The sequence below is a fragment of the Arthrobacter sp. NPDC055585 genome (assembly GCF_053619115.1).
In genome coordinates, this window is record NZ_JBSHIT010000017.1 from 1 (window position 1) to 15,623 (window position 15,623).

Annotated in this window: 21 protein-coding genes; 12 read left to right on the forward strand and 9 right to left on the reverse strand. The window is 34.4% G+C overall.

The annotated features are described in order from the left end of the window. Positions 1-147 precede the first annotated feature (147 nt). The 3 genes from ACWGQ2_RS18170 (at position 148) to ACWGQ2_RS18180 (ending at position 1,226) form a co-directional block, all read left to right on the forward strand. Positions 148-420, forward strand: a complete 273-nt coding sequence (locus ACWGQ2_RS18170; RefSeq protein WP_018680114.1) for a type II toxin-antitoxin system HicA family toxin — start codon at positions 148-150, stop codon at positions 418-420. 67 nt (positions 421-487) lie between these two features. Continuing rightward, a complete protein-coding gene (locus tag ACWGQ2_RS18175) occupies positions 488-976 on the forward strand; it encodes a type II toxin-antitoxin system HicB family antitoxin (RefSeq protein WP_279697527.1) in 489 nt (162 codons plus the stop codon). Between the two features lie 16 nt (positions 977-992). Next, entirely contained in the window at positions 993-1,226 is a 234-nt protein-coding gene (locus ACWGQ2_RS18180) for a hypothetical protein (protein ID WP_279697528.1), read from the forward strand. Positions 1,227-1,299: 73 nt separating this feature from the next. Here the strand turns inward: ACWGQ2_RS18180 and ACWGQ2_RS18185 are convergent, their stop codons facing one another. After that, on the reverse strand, positions 1,300-1,536 hold the full coding sequence (locus tag ACWGQ2_RS18185; protein WP_452019638.1) for a hypothetical protein: 237 nt from the start codon (positions 1,534-1,536) through the stop codon (positions 1,300-1,302). A 149-nt stretch (positions 1,537-1,685) separates the two neighbouring features. On the opposite strand from ACWGQ2_RS18185, the gene ACWGQ2_RS18190 reads away from it, so the two are divergent. After that, positions 1,686-2,429 (forward strand): helix-turn-helix domain-containing protein, encoded by a 744-nt coding sequence (locus ACWGQ2_RS18190; protein WP_279697530.1) that lies wholly within the window; start codon positions 1,686-1,688, stop codon positions 2,427-2,429. 612 nt (positions 2,430-3,041) lie between these two features. On the opposite strand, the gene ACWGQ2_RS18195 is transcribed toward ACWGQ2_RS18190, so the two are convergent. Both ACWGQ2_RS18195 and ACWGQ2_RS18200 read right to left on the reverse strand, forming a co-directional pair. Then, positions 3,042-3,989, reverse strand: coding sequence for a sensor domain-containing diguanylate cyclase (locus ACWGQ2_RS18195; RefSeq protein ID WP_279697531.1), 948 nt, complete (start codon positions 3,987-3,989; stop codon positions 3,042-3,044). A 641-nt stretch (positions 3,990-4,630) separates the two neighbouring features. Then, positions 4,631-5,350, reverse strand: coding sequence for a TetR/AcrR family transcriptional regulator C-terminal domain-containing protein (locus ACWGQ2_RS18200; RefSeq protein ID WP_213064462.1), 720 nt, complete (start codon positions 5,348-5,350; stop codon positions 4,631-4,633). Here ACWGQ2_RS18200 and tet(39) point away from each other — a divergent pair. Further along, positions 5,338-6,525, forward strand: coding sequence for a tetracycline efflux MFS transporter Tet(39) (gene tet(39), locus ACWGQ2_RS18205; RefSeq protein WP_004856455.1), 1,188 nt, complete (start codon positions 5,338-5,340; stop codon positions 6,523-6,525). The genes ACWGQ2_RS18200 and tet(39) overlap by 13 nt on opposite strands. 229 nt (positions 6,526-6,754) lie before the next feature. On the opposite strand, the gene ACWGQ2_RS18210 is transcribed toward tet(39), so the two are convergent. After that, positions 6,755-7,297, reverse strand: a complete 543-nt coding sequence (locus ACWGQ2_RS18210) for a plasmid replication DNA-binding protein (protein WP_308954927.1) — start codon at positions 7,295-7,297, stop codon at positions 6,755-6,757. 65 nt (positions 7,298-7,362) lie between these two features. Next, positions 7,363-8,286, reverse strand: a complete 924-nt coding sequence (repM, locus tag ACWGQ2_RS18215) for a replication initiation protein RepM (protein WP_017397217.1) — start codon at positions 8,284-8,286, stop codon at positions 7,363-7,365. A 1,162-nt stretch (positions 8,287-9,448) separates the two neighbouring features. Between repM and ACWGQ2_RS18220 the strand changes: the two genes are divergently transcribed. Continuing rightward, a complete protein-coding gene (locus ACWGQ2_RS18220; protein WP_060513603.1) occupies positions 9,449-9,838 on the forward strand; it encodes a hypothetical protein in 390 nt (129 codons plus the stop codon). Continuing rightward, the gene (locus ACWGQ2_RS18225) at positions 9,831-10,001 is read left to right on the forward strand and encodes a hypothetical protein (RefSeq protein WP_171291932.1); all 171 of its coding nucleotides are present in this window, start codon (positions 9,831-9,833) and stop codon (positions 9,999-10,001) included. Before ACWGQ2_RS18220 ends, ACWGQ2_RS18225 begins: the two co-directional genes overlap by 8 nt. Here the strand turns inward: ACWGQ2_RS18225 and ACWGQ2_RS18230 are convergent. Both ACWGQ2_RS18230 and ACWGQ2_RS18235 read right to left on the reverse strand, forming a co-directional pair. Beyond that, positions 9,998-10,564 carry a hypothetical protein gene (locus tag ACWGQ2_RS18230; RefSeq protein WP_016165575.1) on the reverse strand — a complete coding sequence of 189 codons (567 nt, stop codon included), beginning with the start codon at positions 10,562-10,564 and terminating at the stop codon, positions 9,998-10,000. The two genes, ACWGQ2_RS18225 and ACWGQ2_RS18230, sit on opposite strands and share 4 nt — an antisense overlap. Positions 10,565-10,674: 110 nt before the next feature. Beyond that, positions 10,675-10,935, reverse strand: coding sequence for a hypothetical protein (locus ACWGQ2_RS18235; protein ID WP_086249603.1), 261 nt, complete (start codon positions 10,933-10,935; stop codon positions 10,675-10,677). Positions 10,936-11,635: 700 nt separating this feature from the next. Here ACWGQ2_RS18235 and ACWGQ2_RS18240 point away from each other — a divergent pair. The 5 genes from ACWGQ2_RS18240 to ACWGQ2_RS18260 all read left to right on the forward strand — a co-directional run bounded on the left by ACWGQ2_RS18240 (position 11,636) and on the right by ACWGQ2_RS18260 (position 14,259). After that, a complete protein-coding gene (locus tag ACWGQ2_RS18240; RefSeq protein WP_016659748.1) occupies positions 11,636-11,938 on the forward strand; it encodes a helix-turn-helix domain-containing protein in 303 nt (100 codons plus the stop codon). Next, complete coding sequence (locus ACWGQ2_RS18245) at positions 11,925-12,821, forward strand: reverse transcriptase family protein (RefSeq protein ID WP_086249602.1); 897 nt, start codon at positions 11,925-11,927, stop codon at positions 12,819-12,821. The genes ACWGQ2_RS18240 and ACWGQ2_RS18245 overlap by 14 nt, the downstream gene beginning before the upstream one ends. Positions 12,822-12,990: 169 nt before the next feature. Then, positions 12,991-13,248: a hypothetical protein gene (locus ACWGQ2_RS18250; protein WP_086249601.1), complete on the forward strand. Its 258-nt coding sequence runs from the start codon at positions 12,991-12,993 to the stop codon at positions 13,246-13,248. 2 nt (positions 13,249-13,250) lie between these two features. After that, positions 13,251-13,514 carry a hypothetical protein gene (locus ACWGQ2_RS18255; RefSeq protein ID WP_086249600.1) on the forward strand — a complete coding sequence of 88 codons (264 nt, stop codon included), beginning with the start codon at positions 13,251-13,253 and terminating at the stop codon, positions 13,512-13,514. 49 nt (positions 13,515-13,563) lie between these two features. Continuing rightward, positions 13,564-14,259, forward strand: coding sequence for a hypothetical protein (locus ACWGQ2_RS18260; RefSeq protein WP_139843130.1), 696 nt, complete (start codon positions 13,564-13,566; stop codon positions 14,257-14,259). A 66-nt stretch (positions 14,260-14,325) separates the two neighbouring features. Here the strand turns inward: ACWGQ2_RS18260 and ACWGQ2_RS18265 are convergent, their stop codons facing one another. Both ACWGQ2_RS18265 and ACWGQ2_RS18270 read right to left on the reverse strand, forming a co-directional pair. Beyond that, positions 14,326-14,829 (reverse strand): GNAT family N-acetyltransferase, encoded by a 504-nt coding sequence (locus ACWGQ2_RS18265; protein WP_159455817.1) that lies wholly within the window; start codon positions 14,827-14,829, stop codon positions 14,326-14,328. Then, positions 14,774-15,121 (reverse strand): type II toxin-antitoxin system TacA family antitoxin, encoded by a 348-nt coding sequence (locus tag ACWGQ2_RS18270; RefSeq protein WP_016659742.1) that lies wholly within the window; start codon positions 15,119-15,121, stop codon positions 14,774-14,776. The genes ACWGQ2_RS18265 and ACWGQ2_RS18270 overlap by 56 nt, the downstream gene beginning before the upstream one ends. Positions 15,122-15,623: the final 502 nt, after the last annotated feature.

A 15,623-nucleotide genomic window follows, 5' to 3' on the forward strand; every position in this document is an offset into this window, starting at 1 on the left:
ATCAAATATTTAATTTTTTAGTGTAACTTTGATTTTCTGAAATAGAATTTTCCTATGTGCATTTCATAAAAGATCCTTTAAAATAATGAATATAAGGTTGCAACTATTTTTTAGTTGCTAATAGAGTTTTATTAAGGCATTATAATTATGAGCCAAAGCGATAAGCTAGAACAAAAACTACGAGCTAAACCAAAGCCCGTTAGCTTTCCTTGGGACGATTTAGTTACCTTGATGAAACAGTATGGTTTCACCGTATTAACACGTAAAGCAAAAGGGTCTCACTTTACTTTTTATCATCCAGAAACTGGACTAAAGGTAAAGTTATCAAGATCCCATCCTGATGACGTGTTAAAGGGCTATCAAATTGCCAATGCAATTGAAGCGATAGATCAAGTTAAACGTGATAAAGAAAGCTCCTAATTCATTGGAAGAATGAATCAGAAGCTTTTTTTATACTTAATGATTACCTTTTTAAAGGAAAATTAAGATGAAGAACTTAGGTCCATATAAAGGTTATATAGGATCCTTAGAGTTTGATTCTAACGATAAAATTCTACATGGTAAGATCCTATTTATTAGAGATATCATCACTTACGAAGCTGATAGTGCTATTGATATCGAAAATGCCTTTCATGAAGCTGTAGATGAATATCTTGAAGATTGTAAATTCTTGGGCGTTGATCCAGATAAATCTTTAAGTGGAACATTCAATGTTCGAGTATCTCCTGAATTACATAAAGAGATATCTAAGAAGTCTACTTTACTCGATATTTCCTTGAACCAATATGTGACTCAGGCTCTTGAGTACTATGTACATCATGGTGAAGAAATTCATTCCTCAATTCAAAACCTTAACTCTTCTATCGATGAGTTAAATGATTGTGTCATCACTATCGCTTATCAAACAGATCGAAAGCAAAGTTCGACGTCTGAAAAGTTTGATACACATGGTTTTGTTGTTAATGCTTTGTCTTAAAATATAAGTAAATATTATGAGTAAAAAACAAATTAATGTTTCTATAGAAGAAATGACAAAAATTCTTCTTAAAGAAAATGGCATTTCCGAAGGGAAATATATTTTAGGATTAGATATAGATGTGGTAGCAGGTCATATGGGTTCGCCTAAAACAGAAGCTAGGCCTAGTGTTTTAGTTGGAATCGAGAATTTCAAATTAATAGAAGTTGATGACTCCGTAGCTAATTCTGTAGATGCATCTACCATTTAAAAAAAACCGTAAAATAATAAGGCTCAGCAAATGCTGAGCCTTATTATTTTGTGATTACTGTAATAAATTTTAATTAAGACACAAGAGGATTTCTTGTAGCATCATTACTAAGAGTACTAGTAATTTCCGCTGCATTCTTATTTTGTAAATGTCGTTCAAGCGTTTCATCAACAGACTTCTTAACTAAGTATGTTGAAACTTTTAATGCTTCTTTAGGGGCTAATCCTAGGTCTAATAGTTCTTCAGCAACTTCATCCTTTGCATCTAAAGCACTACCTACCCACTGTTTAATTCCATCTTTCATTGACATACTCCACCTTTTAACTCAACATGAAATCTTAAGCATAAAATGATGTATTTTGATTTTTTTGTCAACAGATAACTTCATATATGATGTTTGTATTATTTATAATATGATGTTATTTTTGATTTATATGATATTTCAATGGGTGCGGGGAAATGGCACATTTAATAAGCGGTCCTAATTCAGATTTTGCTATGAGATTGAGAGACTCTCGTAGAATAAAAGGCGTTACTCAAGAGGAATTAGCTCAATGTTGTAGGATTGCTGTAAGGAATATTTCTTTATATGAATCGGGCCACTCAATCCCTAGATCTGAAACCTTAGAAAAATTGGCAGAGTGTTTAGATAGTGATCCTTACTTTCTATTACATGGTCATAGTCGAGAAACTAAAAAATATTTTTCTAAAAGTAAGAAAGAGTTTCAGGAAAACCTAATCAAGAAGACCCAGTTATTATATATAAATGAATGGGAAAGACTGAGTTTAAGAAGTCACATAACATTTGGGCAACTGGCCTATACGGAGAACCCATCGAGTAAAAATCACTCTAGTGATTTAAATTTGTTTATTCCATATGTTGCTCCAAGTTTTCATTTTGTCGCAGTAAAGCTTCCTTATAATTTAAGCTTATCCACTTCGGATATTTATAATAATTATGAGCAAATCTTAATAATAAATTTTGGTTTTGATCTTCAAGAGGATCTGAAAGATGGTGTTCAAATTATATATGCTTCACTTGATCAAGGTGAATTCCCAAGATTAGGTACTGTGAAAATCGAAGTAGGAGAACCAAATATCTTTATTGAATCTATTCCTAATAAATTTAAGCACTTTGAATTTTTGGATACAGAATATGAAATTTTAGGCATCGTGGAAGCAATCGTATCTAGAAAACTATAAAACTTTTCTGAAATCATCATAATACGAATTATTCGAACCAATATGAAAAAACCCCGGTATCCTGCCGGGGTTTTTCGTATGGGTTCGCTCGGTATAACTCCTGTCGTACCTTACAGTCCTTGTGCTTATCTCTTGTTATTCTTGTATGGAACTTCCTGTTCCCGATAAGTTCATCATAGGAAAATTCCAGTATTCCGGATAGCCGCAAAGGGCCGACATTCACGTAAGCCAGGGCGTACAAAATAGCCTAAATTTTATCCACAAAAAATGTGGATAATTTGGGACATTGAGGCATTGATAAAATTTGAAAAACCTCAAAATTGACTATTTTTCAACCAATCTTATTGGCAAGAACTATCAAAACTGCTCATAAAAAAGCCGACTTGTTTCCAAGTCGGCTTTTCGGGTTTGCGTCCCCGATTTTTTATAACATAACTTTTTGAAATATAAAACTATTTTTATATGCGTTTCGTATAACGCCCATTATGTTAATTTTAGAAAAACTTCAAATGAGCTTACTGCTCAAGCAAGACTCCTGTCTAGCTTCACAATCCAAGTGTCTTACTTACGATTATTGTTTTAGATCCTCAAACATCCTGTTCTATGGAATCATCAAATGATGACTTTAATTTGACGTTTATGCTGATACATTTTTTCATCTGCTTCAATTACTGCCATTCGTAAATTTTTACTTGGTTCACGTGCCGCAACACCAACAGCAGCATTAATTCCAGCATTTTGTAAGGACTTTAAAAGCCGATTCACCAATTTCTGAGTATTTTCTAAAGTCGTTTCAATATTTAGAATGCCAAACTCATCTCCTCCTAAACGCGCGACTAAATCATTGGAGCGTACATTTTTCTTTAAGATTTGGGCCGTTTTTTGGATCATCTGGTCTCCAGCCGAATGACCAAATTTATCGTTTATAGCTTTTAAGTTATTTAAATCTATCATAACCACTGTGGTTGGATGTCCGTACGTTTTACATCGATCTTCCTCTAAATCCAAAAATGTATCCCAAGCACGACGATTAAAAACACCCGTTAAATGATCGGTTAATGAATCCATTTCAAGCTTTTCACTAACTCTTTTTTGTTCATTAATTTTAAGTTCATTTTGTAAAATTCGACTAAGTAATAAACTTAATAGCTCTAATAGATCACTATGTTGTTCTATGCTTTGAGGCTGTACTGATGGATCAATAGCACATAATGTGCCGAAAATAGAACCATCCTCATTGAATAAAGGTTGCCCAATATAGGCGTTTATATCGACCAGTTTGTTGATGCCTGCTTCTACATACAGTGGAATCTTTTTCGAATCAGGTGCTATGCGTGGCCCTTTATCTAATACCATCTTAGAGCAGTATGAGTCAGCCCAATTGAAGACCTGTCCTGCCTGTACTCCATATCCATGATCTTTAGCTTGCAAAACTATCCAATCATTACTTTCAGTACGAGTAATCATCCATAAAGCAAAGCCTAAGTGATTATGTAAATACTCTAAAATTTTTTCACCAGCATCTTTAAAATCTTTAAAATTTTCATAAGAAGGGATCATAATTACTCACTATTTTGATTAGGATTGAATCTAGAAGTGGCAAAATGCTATTTAATAGGACCAATAGAAACTTTAATTCTCATTGTATATACATTTACAAGCTTAATCTAAAAAATAGAGAATAAAAAAGCCCGACATCCTGTCGGGCTTTTTCATATCGGGGTGCTCGTCTTACTGATCTCGTGCTGCCCATTCCTTGCGCTATTTTCTTATTCTTGTTTTCTGGAAACATCCAGTTCCCTTATGTATTCATCATAGGGCTAATGCCTTGGATTACCAATCCGCAAAATCCTTAAATCCATGTAAGTTTTAGCTTACAAAGCTGGCTTATTTTATCCCAAGAGTTGTCCGCAGAAATTGGGGATTATTTCTGAATTGTGAACCTTGATAAATCAGGAAAAAATGCAAAAAAGAATGTTTTTTGATCAATTTTATTGGCTAAAAGTTACAGTTTTGCTTAAAAAGAAACCGACTTGTTTCCAAGTCGGTTGAACGAGAACGTTCCAAAGGGTATGAATAACGATAAGATACTGATCTTAAAGTAATATTAAAAACACGTTTCGTATAAGCTCTATTATGTTAAATAATTAAGGATAAAAGCTTTATTACTAAATAGAACAGTTGCTTAAAGCAGTATAGAGTTAAGTTTGCATTTTAATATCAAGTTGTCTTTCAGCACCGATAATCACCATACGAATCCCATTTTCAAAAATGTCATCCGCATTCATATTTTGTAAGGTATTCACTCCTTGGAGCATGAGTGGATATATAGTTGGATCGGCTTCGAATGGTGGGTCTGATCTTATTTCTTCTTGCTGCTCCTCAAGGACCCACCCAACAATAAACCTTCCTAATGTCATAAGTAATGCAACTGCTTCAACAGGAGAAAACCCAGCATGAGATAACAGCGCAACTTGGGCCTCAATCGTGTTGAAATGTCCTTGACTGGGGCTAGTTCTTGCATGTAGACGAGCACCATCACGGTAAGCTAGTAGTGCTCGACGAAAGCTTACAGAATTAGCGAGCAACCAATCTTGCCATGTCATCCCATCGATGGGTAAAGAAACTAAATGGTGTTCATTTATAATGGTTTCCGCCATTGCTTCCATTAACAAGGATTTATTCTTGAAATGCCAATATAGAGTTGGAGATTTAATACCCAATCGTTGAGCTAGCTTGCGTGTGGTTATTGAATCTATGCCTTCTTCATTCAACATATCCAATGCGGTACGCAGGACTATTTCACGTGTCAGACGTTGAGGTGCAATATCTTTTTTACTCATAAATCTATCACTGATAGGGAGTGTGTGAGAGAATATTAATTCTATCATTGCTAGAGAAGGCATTTGTGAAGAAATCATTGAGCGTGATTTTAATCACTATATTTCTGGATGCTGTTGGGATTGGTTTAATTATGCCGATCTTGCCTGAATTATTACGGTCATTGGCTGGAGCTGAAGCAGGCGGTGTTCACTATGGTGCTTTATTAGCTGTGTATGCTCTGATGCAGTTCATTTTTGCACCTATCCTTGGAGCGTTGAGTGACCGATTTGGACGTCGACCTGTATTAATTATTTCAATTGCTGGTGCAACGGCTGATTATCTCCTAATGGCTGCTGCTCCTTCTCTATTGTGGCTATATATTGGTCGTATTTTTGCGGGAATTACAGGTGCCAACATGGCTGTTGCAACAGCTTATGTTTCAGATATTACTCCAGCCCATGAGCGTGCAAAAAGGTTTGGTCTCCTTGGAGCTGTCTTTGGTATTGGGTTTATAGCGGGTCCGGTAATAGGTGGAGTTTTGGGTGAATGGAACTTACATGCACCGTTCTTTGCTGCTGCTTTTATGAATGGGATTAATTTAATAATGACAGCAGTCTTATTAAAAGAATCAAAACACAGCAATAAAATGACTGAGAAGGTTCAGGAGCAATCAATATTAAAGAAATTATCCTATTTGATCACTCAACCTAATATGGCTCCATTGCTTGGTATCTTTTTAATTATCACATTGGTTTCACAAGTCCCCGCAACTTTATGGGTTATCTATGGGCAGGATCGTTATGGCTGGAGTATATTTATTGCAGGTGTTTCCCTTGCTAGTTATGGAATATGCCATTCTATTGCACAGGCTTTTGCTATCGCCCCTATGGTAAAGAGGTTTGGAGAGAAAAATACGTTGTTATGTGGAATAGCTTGCGATGCAATTGGTTTACTTCTTTTATCTATTGCTGTTGAAGAATGGGTGCCTTTTGCGTTGTTACCATTGTTTGCCCTTGGTGGAGTAGCCGTTCCTGCTTTGCAAGCAATGATGTCCAGAGGTATTAGTGATGAAAGACAAGGTGAATTACAAGGGCTATTAAGCAGTTTTAATAGTCTGGGGGCTATAATTGGTCCTGTATTAGTTACTAGCCTCTATTTTATGACTCAGGCATCAGCTCCTGGAATGGTATGGGCATTAGCTGCAATACTTTATGTAATCACCCTACCCTTATTGCTTAAGTATCGCCTGAATAAATATTCTGGAGTTCCATAAAATATTTAATTTATTGGTTTAAAAACTAATGGATTCTATAGTTTATCTAAAATTAACATAATACACCTTATACGAAATGTGTTCTAATTTTCCTTAGAAATCAATGCTGTAGTTACATGATTTTAGCCCACATACCCTCTGGTGGGCTTTTTTTATGATTTTTCACGTTCCACGCCTATTCTTTAATCAATGTTTCACAACTTTGTTCATATTAGTTAAACAATCGTGGTTAATCATAGGGTCTAAAAAAACGGCTCCAAAAGCCCCTTTTCTCCGGTTGCTGTTCAACGTGCTCCGGCACTGGAATTCGCTTATTTTCAGTCGCCTCCAGTTCTTTCTGCGGCATGGCAATAACTTCTTCTTTTTCCTCTGTCATCGGCTCAGCCTGAGTAGGCTCTGGATCGATAGACGTAGGGATATGAGGTTTTGGGGCCTCTAATAAGCGTTGCATAGCTTCAATTTGTTCTTGATAGAAAGATTCACGTTCTAATGATTGATTCTCTCTAAGTAAAGCTTGATTCAATTGTTTTTCAAGTATGTCAACTTGTCGTTTTAGTAAGTCAACTTCCGTCAAGTTTTGACTGTTAGTTGATTGACTTTGATTGACATTGGCTGCTTTATTTTGAGGCTCTCCAAATACTCTTAAAGCTTCTGAAAAGTCAATTAAACCATCAGAACCTTTCGATAAATTCCCTTTATTTATATGAGCATATATAGCTTGTCTTGAATATCCATACAGCTTAGCTAATTCTGAAACTGATAATTTTTTCATGTTGTAAACTGGGGGTAAATTGAGTTAATACTTCACTGTTAAATTGACAATGTCAATTTACAAACCTATTTAAATCCTAATTCTTTTAGATATGGAGAATATTCTTTAATTTTTTTAGGATCTGTTAAGTCTCCAGATATTCTAATTATAAAGTCATCATAGCTTTCACCAGCTTTACTGTATTTTGATGCGAATGTGGGTTCATAAGCTAACTTACCAGAGAACAAAAGAATCTGTTTATCTGTCAATTGGCTAATCAGTTCTAGCTGTTCACTGCTTGTTTTAGAAATATTTTTAACTGATGTCTTTGGCTTAAATGAAAAACTATAGCCTGAGATTGATCGCCCAGTTTTATGCTGTTCGGATTTAACTTTGATGTCTGTAAAAGTATTGATTTGGGATATAGCTATATCTAGAACTCTTCTTTTGAAATTATCTGAGCGCGTGTATTCATCATCCGCAATACCAAGTTGCTGCCTAAATTCTGAAATTTCAAATACTGGAGTTTGACCAGTAGTGCGCCAAGCAACTAATAGTTCGTAAAGTCTAGTGGCATATCTGCTTGTCAATTGACTTACTTGCTTTAATTCATAGCTAGTAAACCTTTCCTCAAGCCTTGTAATTAATGGGACGACAGCGGGTGAAAAGATAAGACTTACTGATGCTTCATTATCAATATAGCTAATTTCGCTTACCCAACGGCTATGAGTAGTTTTTACATTCCCTTTATCTGTTAAAGATTGATAAGTAAATCTCCTATCAAATAAGACCTTACTTGCCTCTTTCAAAACAGCATAAGCCGTATGTTTCTCTACACCGAAATTCTCAATATAACTTGATGCATGAATTACCAATGCATCATTAGCATTGATTCCTTTACCTGTTTGTCTGGCTTCAATGATTGCTAATAGCACTAGCCTTTGCTCAACTAAATCAAGGTTATAACTAGCATTAATTAAAGCATTATCTTTGACAACTAAGTCTTTCATTATTCTTATTACTACATCATTTTATGATGTAGTAATACTACATTAAATATTGAAGTAGTCAAATGGTCGATAAACGTAGTGATATGGGTCGATAAACGTAGTGATATGGGTCGATAAACGTAGTGATATGGGTCGATAAACGTAGTGATATAAGCTCTTAAATCCTTATGTATAAAGGCTTACAGCAGATCTAAAAGCATTTAAAAGCATTAAAAATTATTAAAAGCATTGGGAATGAAAAATTGCCCTTGGTTTTCGCTACGCTCAAACTCTATTGAATCTCGCTTTCGCTCGATTCCTGGGGCAATTTTTTAGATCATCCTGTTGTGACTTTTAGAAAAAGCAAAGGCAAAGCAAAAGCAACTCGGAATTCGCTTCGCTCATAAAGCTTTTTTACTCGCTACGCTCAATCTAGGCTCAATTTTCTGCATGTGATTTACGCTTATTTAGGCTTCACAGCCTAAAAAGCTGTTTTTCAGAGAGTCGAGGTGCGAATTTTGTTGCTTCGCTCGTAGACACTCGCTCTATTCATCCCGATTAGGATAAAAATAGCCTCTATTTGGCGCTCATTTGCGTTTTTTGACCTGATTACTCATTTCAATAGTGGATTCTATATCCTAAGTAAAAATGTGGCTGAAATCGCGTGTAAGAGCGTTTTAACTTGGGTTTTATTTTTGATCTGTAGGCTAGAGTTTGCGCTTATAGATTTTTCTCTTAGAAACACAATAGCCAGGATCTCTTTTGGCCAAGCACTATCTTTACTGTCAGTTCAGTCAATGAAATGGATTGGGAGCCGGTACATACCGGCAATTTTTGGTTCACACACCACGCATCTAAAGATAAAAGCTCCAAAGCCTTATGCTATAAGGGATACAGCGATTTTTCATCTGCCTGGAAAGCGTTTACGCTTTTAGCATGATTTTTGTTATCTTTCATAGACTTAGCTGTAAACACTTTTTATTGCGAATAAAGTGCAATATTTACTTACAAAACAATAAGATAGATTGTAATCACCTTTGTTTACGCTTTTATGTGAATTTCTCTTTTTATATTAGCTATTTAACCTGTAATCATTAAAACTTAACACAGTGTTTACTTATATTTGATAGTTACTTTTTAGAAATTAGGTGCTTAGATTGAAAACAAATGATAGGAGTTTTTCATGAACAGTACTCGAACCGTTGCCGTCAGATTAGACAATCAGGTTGCACAAGAATATGAGCGTTTGGCTCAGTTGAAGGGCGATAAATTAGGGACTTATCTGCGGGATCTTCTGACCAGTAATTTACAGATGGCCAGCATTGAGCGACAAGTCAGTCGGATTGAAACACTTGTGAATGATTTTGAAAAAGATATTAATCGGTCATTGGATCAATTTACCCAAGCTAATTCTTTGAATGAAAATTTATTAGGAGATTTGGGGGAAATATACATGTTTCAAATAGGCATTCTTATGAAGCTACAAACAGAGAAATATGAGATTCGAGGAATGCAGGCTAAAGGAAAAATTCATGCTAAGGCTAGCTATCTGAAAGGAAAAAATCATGAGTAATATTATTCAACTTTCTAAACCATGTGCTTTCTGTGATTCAAGAGACAACGTACAGCTTTTTGCAGGGCTGATGCTTTGCGGAAATTGTCAGGACAATATCCGGATTACCAATCCTGGTATGTTTGAAGCCAATGATCAGATTGAACAAAAAAACCAGAGTTAATCTGGTTTTTTATGCAGTACTTTATTTTTATGTACGAAAAACTGTATTGCTATTGAAGTTGTAGAACCGACTAAGCCTATAGTAATCATGCCACTTATAGCAAGTTGATGAAGTTGTTCATATTCTTTGATCATGGGGAATTTATGTAAAAAGTGGAATAGCCCTAACATACAACCTAAAATAGTCGAAAACATTAGATAGTAAAAATCTGTGACTGCACTGATCAGTCTGTTCAAAATAGGCTGTATGTTAAGTTTCGAGTGTGTAGTCAAGTGATTTACAAAGCATAAAATTCCCATAACGATAAATAATCCAATACTAGTATCTATAAGATTTTCGATCGTAAAAAATGCAAAAACTAAGTTAAATGACTTACTGAAAGATTCTTCAGTTGCAAACTTTTGACTCGAAATAAATATGGAAAAATAAGAACCAAAGGTTATGCATAGGAAAACGAAAAACTCTTGGAATATGAATGTCGGGAGGTAAATTTTTTTCTCAACATGGAATAGGTCTTCATCATTTGATAAATATTTAATTTCAGGGTCTTTTTCTTCATTCATAAGCTGATAATAGAAATGCGAATATATGTTAATAGGGGCGTGTTAAACGAAAATTTGAAATTCAGAAAGTAAAAAAGCTAGCCCATTAGACTAGCTTCTTAACCTTGAAATTATCTTTCCTTGTTGGACTGTGCAAGTACTGATGCTGCTAGGGTTTTCGTGGTATCGCTATATTTATCACTCTGTAAGACATTAGATGCTTTTGTTTCCATTGTACTACCTGTTTGCTTATCCGAATTTGCTTGAGATAAGGCTGAAGCAGCTAACTGTTTTTGAATTGCTGAAGATGAAGGATCACGTAATACCTCAGATGCTAATGAACCAACATTTTTTGACGTTTGTTTGCCATTTTTTGACATAACTATTTCCATGAAATTAAAAGTAATCTCATGATCATAATAAATATTTCATTGTGATCAATATTTGTTCGGGAGAAGAGCGTCTTAAGTTGTCGTATATCTTAGGGTTTTTTAGAACATAGCTGCGTATAAGAGATTTTATGTTGAATAGCCTTTGAGTTTGAGCATGTGATTTCTGTATAGATCGAATTACTTTTTAGATACAAATTTATTTCGCAAATAGCGAATTTTAGTGTTGTATTTGTGAAAAAAATAACTCATATTAATTGGGTTACTGCTAGATGCTTATAACCCGTTTTTTTATTTAAACCGAAAGGTTTGGAGGCTTAGCCTCAAACTCTGGGGGGATACGGTTCTTTCGATAAGATCTGACCGATAAAACCACAGTAGTGACACTTGCTAACGGAGCAAGTGTCACTTTTTAGAGGGTGAAAATCTGAAAACATAGTGTCATTTCCATAAATGCTAACGGGACCAATTTTGGTTCATTTATGGAGTAATAAAATGATGTTCAGTAGCTTTCAGATGCCATCTAAATGGCAAACGATTAAGAAAAAAATTTTTAGTCGTAAGTTCTTGTGGGGCTTGATTAAATTGTTAACTTACCTTGCACGAGTTATCGTGAAAGTACTAGGTGGCGATGATTTTGATGACCCTTCGAACTCTGTTTAGATGGTTCTCTTTAAAAAAGACAATCAATGGGACTCAAACGATGATTAATGATGCCTTAGTTGCTATACGCAAGTATCACGGCATATCTCAAACAGATTTATCTACTCAATTGGGAATATCAAATTCTTATTTATCTGAAATTGAGAAAGGTAAAAAAAAACCTAGTTTAGAAATTCTTGAAAAGTATTCTAAACAGTTCGATATGCCTCTATCTTCTCTTTTATTTTTTTCAGAAAAACTAGATGACGGTCAACCTTTATCAGTAGCAACTAAATTCAGGCTAGCTTCTGCTAAAAAAATTGTTCGTCTTATGGAATGGTTATCTGATAATGACAAATCTTAGCTATGCTCCTTTAAACTATGTTGAAAAGTTTTCTCTCGAGGAGAGAAAACTTTTCAACATAAAAAGTAAAAAATATTTAGCTTTCGTATTGAAAGAAGAGCGATCTCTCCTGAAAGAAATATCTAAGAATGTTCAAGAGTTTTATCGATTTGCACCAAAAACCATTGAAAAAAATGGAAAAAAGAAAACCCGTAATATTGAAGAACCTAATTTTATTTTAAAGCCGATACATAGAAAGATTCATATATTACTTAGTGAAATTCCAGCGCCAGATTATTTATTTTCAAAGAAAAAGTCTTCTTGTGTACTTAATGCTAAAGCACATGTGAATTGTCATGGCTCGACATTAAATATAGATATAGAGAACTTTTTCCCCTCAACATCTCGTATCAGAGTACAACAATTTTTTGGTTATTTTTTGCAGTACCCAAGAGATGTGGCAGATTTCATGGCAGATATATGCACTGTGAATAACCATATCCCAACAGGGAGTCCATTAAGCTTAATGCTAGCATTTTGGGCTAATAAGCCGATGTTTGATGAGTTAAATAAACTAGCTGCTAGTCGTAAAATAAAAATGACAATTTATGTAGATGATATTTCATTTACAGGGGTTGCTGTAAATGACAGTTTCAAAAATAAAGTGACTGAAATAGTCAATAGATATAATCATAGTATAAACCCTGATAAAGTTAGATTTTTCAGTGAAAAATTAAGATTTATCAATGGAATAGCTGTAAGTAAAGATGGCTTGCGGCCTAGTAATAAATTATCCAAAGAAATACGATCTCTTAAAAATATAAGAGAGGTACAAAATGCTAATACATTAGGGGGGAAACTTAATTATATGAACTATATTAAAGCGATAGATTTAACTGTATAGGCAATCTTTGCACCAATAAGCTAAATAAGAGATGGTTTATGTGTCTAGAATTCTAGTAGCTATTCAGTCAGTATATTATTTATTGAATGATTTTAAGTAATTACTTAAGAAAAAAACCATTTCACTGTAAAATTAAAAATAATTTTTATTCATTAGAATTGGGTGAAGAATGTCCAATAGAGATTTTGCTCATCGCTTACAAATGAAGTTTGGTCTGTCCTATACAGAGCCTACAGATTTTCAAATTTCACAAATTAGAGCTGATGTTTTAAGAATTGTTAATCAGCAAGGTAGACAACCTACACTTACGGAATGGACACGAATAGTTGGTAGCTATTGCCGAAGTATTGGTACTCATGCTCGTATGGGCGTTGACAATACTGATTTAAATTTATTGTTGCAGTTAGCAATCCAGAGTGGGAAGTAATAATGAGTCTTGATAATTTCAAAAGAAAAGTACGTGAATATTTTTCAATCCTTTCTGTAACGCCTGAAATTTCAGATAACGAATGGTTGAATTTCGCTAAGAAACTTGAGTCAGAGAAGCCATTAAATAGGGCTCAAGCAAATAGCCTTCTACATAAACATTTTCCTGATCATAAATTTACAGTTTTATGTCTTGATAGTATTGATAATTCAGACGTCAATGCACTGTTGTTAATGGCTATTAATGCGAATAAAAGTGCAAAATAATTCGTACTCTAAATTTGAAGAAGAGCATTCAGAGCTGAAGTCTATTTATATGGATAAGCTTAGGGATGTATGTGAAAAAAAAGCTGAAGATAGTTTAACGATGTTAGATGTTTCTGACTATATGTCTGTCTCATCTAAATATTTTGGTCTACCTGAAAAATATTCTCACGATATTCTTGCTGAAAAAAGGTACTTACGAGGTTTTAAAATTAGTAGCTTTGCTGATGATTGTTTTTCAATTCTAGAAACCTATGTATTTCACACCATCCTTTTGAAAGATTTGCTTCTGAAGTATTCAGGGATGGAGTTGAAGGATGTACTTTCTACGAAAACACTTACCAATACTCAAAGAGTCGTTGTGAAGTATTCAAGTCATGGTAGTGATAGTTTGAAAGAAAAATTCATTAAAAATGAATTAAGTACTCATGGATTTGATGTGAAAAATGCTAAAGATGAACTTGATCTTCCTTTAAAAGATATAGTTCTCATCATTGTAGGTATTGTAGGTTTTATTATTGTTTTTATTTTGGCGTTTGTTTTTCCGACACCAACTGCATGGCAACAGTTTATTCAGAGAACAATTGTATCGCTATCATTAGCAATTTTAATAGCCACTTTGCCGGGATTTGTTAGTTTGGATATAAGGGCTAAATTGGAAGAAAATAGAGTTAAAATAATTGCAGGAGGATCTTTTGCTATCTTCCTAATTATTTACTTTTTTAATCCTGCCTTTATGCCTGCCTAATTTTTTATAGCAGACTATTAAGATTCTCTGCTAATTTGGGATTAGCAGAGAATGCTCAAATCTAACTTATACTTTTAGGTATAACTGTAATGGGTTATCAACCATAGATTCAAAGCCATATGCTTCATAGTATTTTTTGGCTTCTTCGTGTAGAGCATCTACAACGATAAAAACACAACCACCATTCTGTTTGGATATCTGAGCGCGATAGAAAACTTCGGCCATTAGAATTTTACCGAACCCCTGTTTAGCAAAATTCTTATCAATCGCCAGTCGTGATAAACGCAGGATTGGAACAACATTGGGAAGCTTTAACTTCTTTTTTGTACTTTCTGTTAAACCAGAACAGTCAAGTTGTCCATGTGTTAGAGAGTAATACCCAATTAACGGGTGTAAAGGATCTGTTGACGGAAGTAGAAACGAGGGTGTAATCCCTTTCTTATTATGTTGCCCCATCGTATTTACTAAATATTCATTTAGTGATGGTTCCCCACAATCAAATTTCTCGCGAAAGTCATTGATCTCCTGTTTTGCCATATCGGCGTATGGAATTGCTAATGTTACTGACATTGTTGGCTGTTTCCTCATATAGACGAAGAGCATCCTGTAAATAAGGATTGACGATTGCTGGCTCTTCTAATTTTGCTTGTAACCAACCAGCCTGATCTTCAGTCACATTGATCCACTGCATATTGTGTTTATCAATAGTATCTTGTGCCTGTTGAAGCGCTGATTGAACCATAAAACTATTTATTGTTTGCCCTGTGACTTCAGCAGCTTTGGATATAACTGCATAAATCTCATGGCTAACTCTTGCTGAAATTCTTTCTCTCGAATTGTCATGCAATTTGGTATTGATCACTTTTGAACTCCTAATTGAATTAAATATTTACCTTGTTTAAGACTGAAACGGTTACATCACAGTGATTCGAATGAAATAACAGTTTTTCATCGGCGTTGGACTGTCATAAAACAGCGACACGCTAAGATGAATGGATTATACATCTTTTATGTGATGGTGCCAAATTGGCACCATCATTATTTGAACATATTATAAGCAGTCATGCAATTTTTTTAATGTAAAAAAGAAAAAGCCGAATAACTTTTGGAAGTTATTCGGCTTTTTCTTTAAATACGGTTATAAAAACTAAAATTACCATAGCGATAATTTTAAACTTATGCATTCTTTAAGATTTCCTAAAATTAACATAATGCACGTTATACGAATTCCCAAGGCATGGCTTTTAGTCATGCTTTTTTTATCAAAAGACTATACCTGAATGATAGCGAGCCAAATCGCATACAATATCTATCATTAGACTTAATGCAATAATTAAATGATAGTATTATCATTAATCTAATAG

Excerpts from the sequence above, each read along its gene's own strand:
- ACWGQ2_RS18170 (WP_018680114.1), top strand. The coding sequence starts at position 148 with ATGAGCCAAAGCGATAAGCTAGAACAAAAACTACGAGCTAAACCAAAG.
- ACWGQ2_RS18175 (WP_279697527.1), top strand. The coding sequence starts at position 488 with ATGAAGAACTTAGGTCCATATAAAGGTTATATAGGATCCTTAGAGTTT.
- ACWGQ2_RS18180 (WP_279697528.1), top strand. The coding sequence starts at position 993 with ATGAGTAAAAAACAAATTAATGTTTCTATAGAAGAAATGACAAAAATT.
- ACWGQ2_RS18185 (WP_452019638.1), bottom strand. The coding sequence starts at position 1,536 with ATGTCAATGAAAGATGGAATTAAACAGTGGGTAGGTAGTGCTTTAGAT.
- ACWGQ2_RS18190 (WP_279697530.1), top strand. The coding sequence starts at position 1,686 with ATGGCACATTTAATAAGCGGTCCTAATTCAGATTTTGCTATGAGATTG.
- ACWGQ2_RS18195 (WP_279697531.1), bottom strand. The coding sequence starts at position 3,989 with ATGATCCCTTCTTATGAAAATTTTAAAGATTTTAAAGATGCTGGTGAA.
- ACWGQ2_RS18200 (WP_213064462.1), bottom strand. The coding sequence starts at position 5,350 with ATGATTTCTTCACAAATGCCTTCTCTAGCAATGATAGAATTAATATTC.
- ACWGQ2_RS18210 (WP_308954927.1), bottom strand. The coding sequence starts at position 7,297 with ATGAAAAAATTATCAGTTTCAGAATTAGCTAAGCTGTATGGATATTCA.
- repM (WP_017397217.1), bottom strand. The coding sequence starts at position 8,286 with ATGAAAGACTTAGTTGTCAAAGATAATGCTTTAATTAATGCTAGTTAT.
- ACWGQ2_RS18220 (WP_060513603.1), top strand. The coding sequence starts at position 9,449 with ATGAACAGTACTCGAACCGTTGCCGTCAGATTAGACAATCAGGTTGCA.
- ACWGQ2_RS18225 (WP_171291932.1), top strand. The coding sequence starts at position 9,831 with ATGAGTAATATTATTCAACTTTCTAAACCATGTGCTTTCTGTGATTCA.
- ACWGQ2_RS18230 (WP_016165575.1), bottom strand. The coding sequence starts at position 10,564 with ATGAATGAAGAAAAAGACCCTGAAATTAAATATTTATCAAATGATGAA.
- ACWGQ2_RS18235 (WP_086249603.1), bottom strand. The coding sequence starts at position 10,935 with ATGGAAATAGTTATGTCAAAAAATGGCAAACAAACGTCAAAAAATGTT.
- ACWGQ2_RS18240 (WP_016659748.1), top strand. The coding sequence starts at position 11,636 with ATGATTAATGATGCCTTAGTTGCTATACGCAAGTATCACGGCATATCT.
- ACWGQ2_RS18245 (WP_086249602.1), top strand. The coding sequence starts at position 11,925 with ATGACAAATCTTAGCTATGCTCCTTTAAACTATGTTGAAAAGTTTTCT.
- ACWGQ2_RS18250 (WP_086249601.1), top strand. The coding sequence starts at position 12,991 with ATGTCCAATAGAGATTTTGCTCATCGCTTACAAATGAAGTTTGGTCTG.
- ACWGQ2_RS18255 (WP_086249600.1), top strand. The coding sequence starts at position 13,251 with ATGAGTCTTGATAATTTCAAAAGAAAAGTACGTGAATATTTTTCAATC.
- ACWGQ2_RS18260 (WP_139843130.1), top strand. The coding sequence starts at position 13,564 with ATGGATAAGCTTAGGGATGTATGTGAAAAAAAAGCTGAAGATAGTTTA.
- ACWGQ2_RS18265 (WP_159455817.1), bottom strand. The coding sequence starts at position 14,829 with ATGTCAGTAACATTAGCAATTCCATACGCCGATATGGCAAAACAGGAG.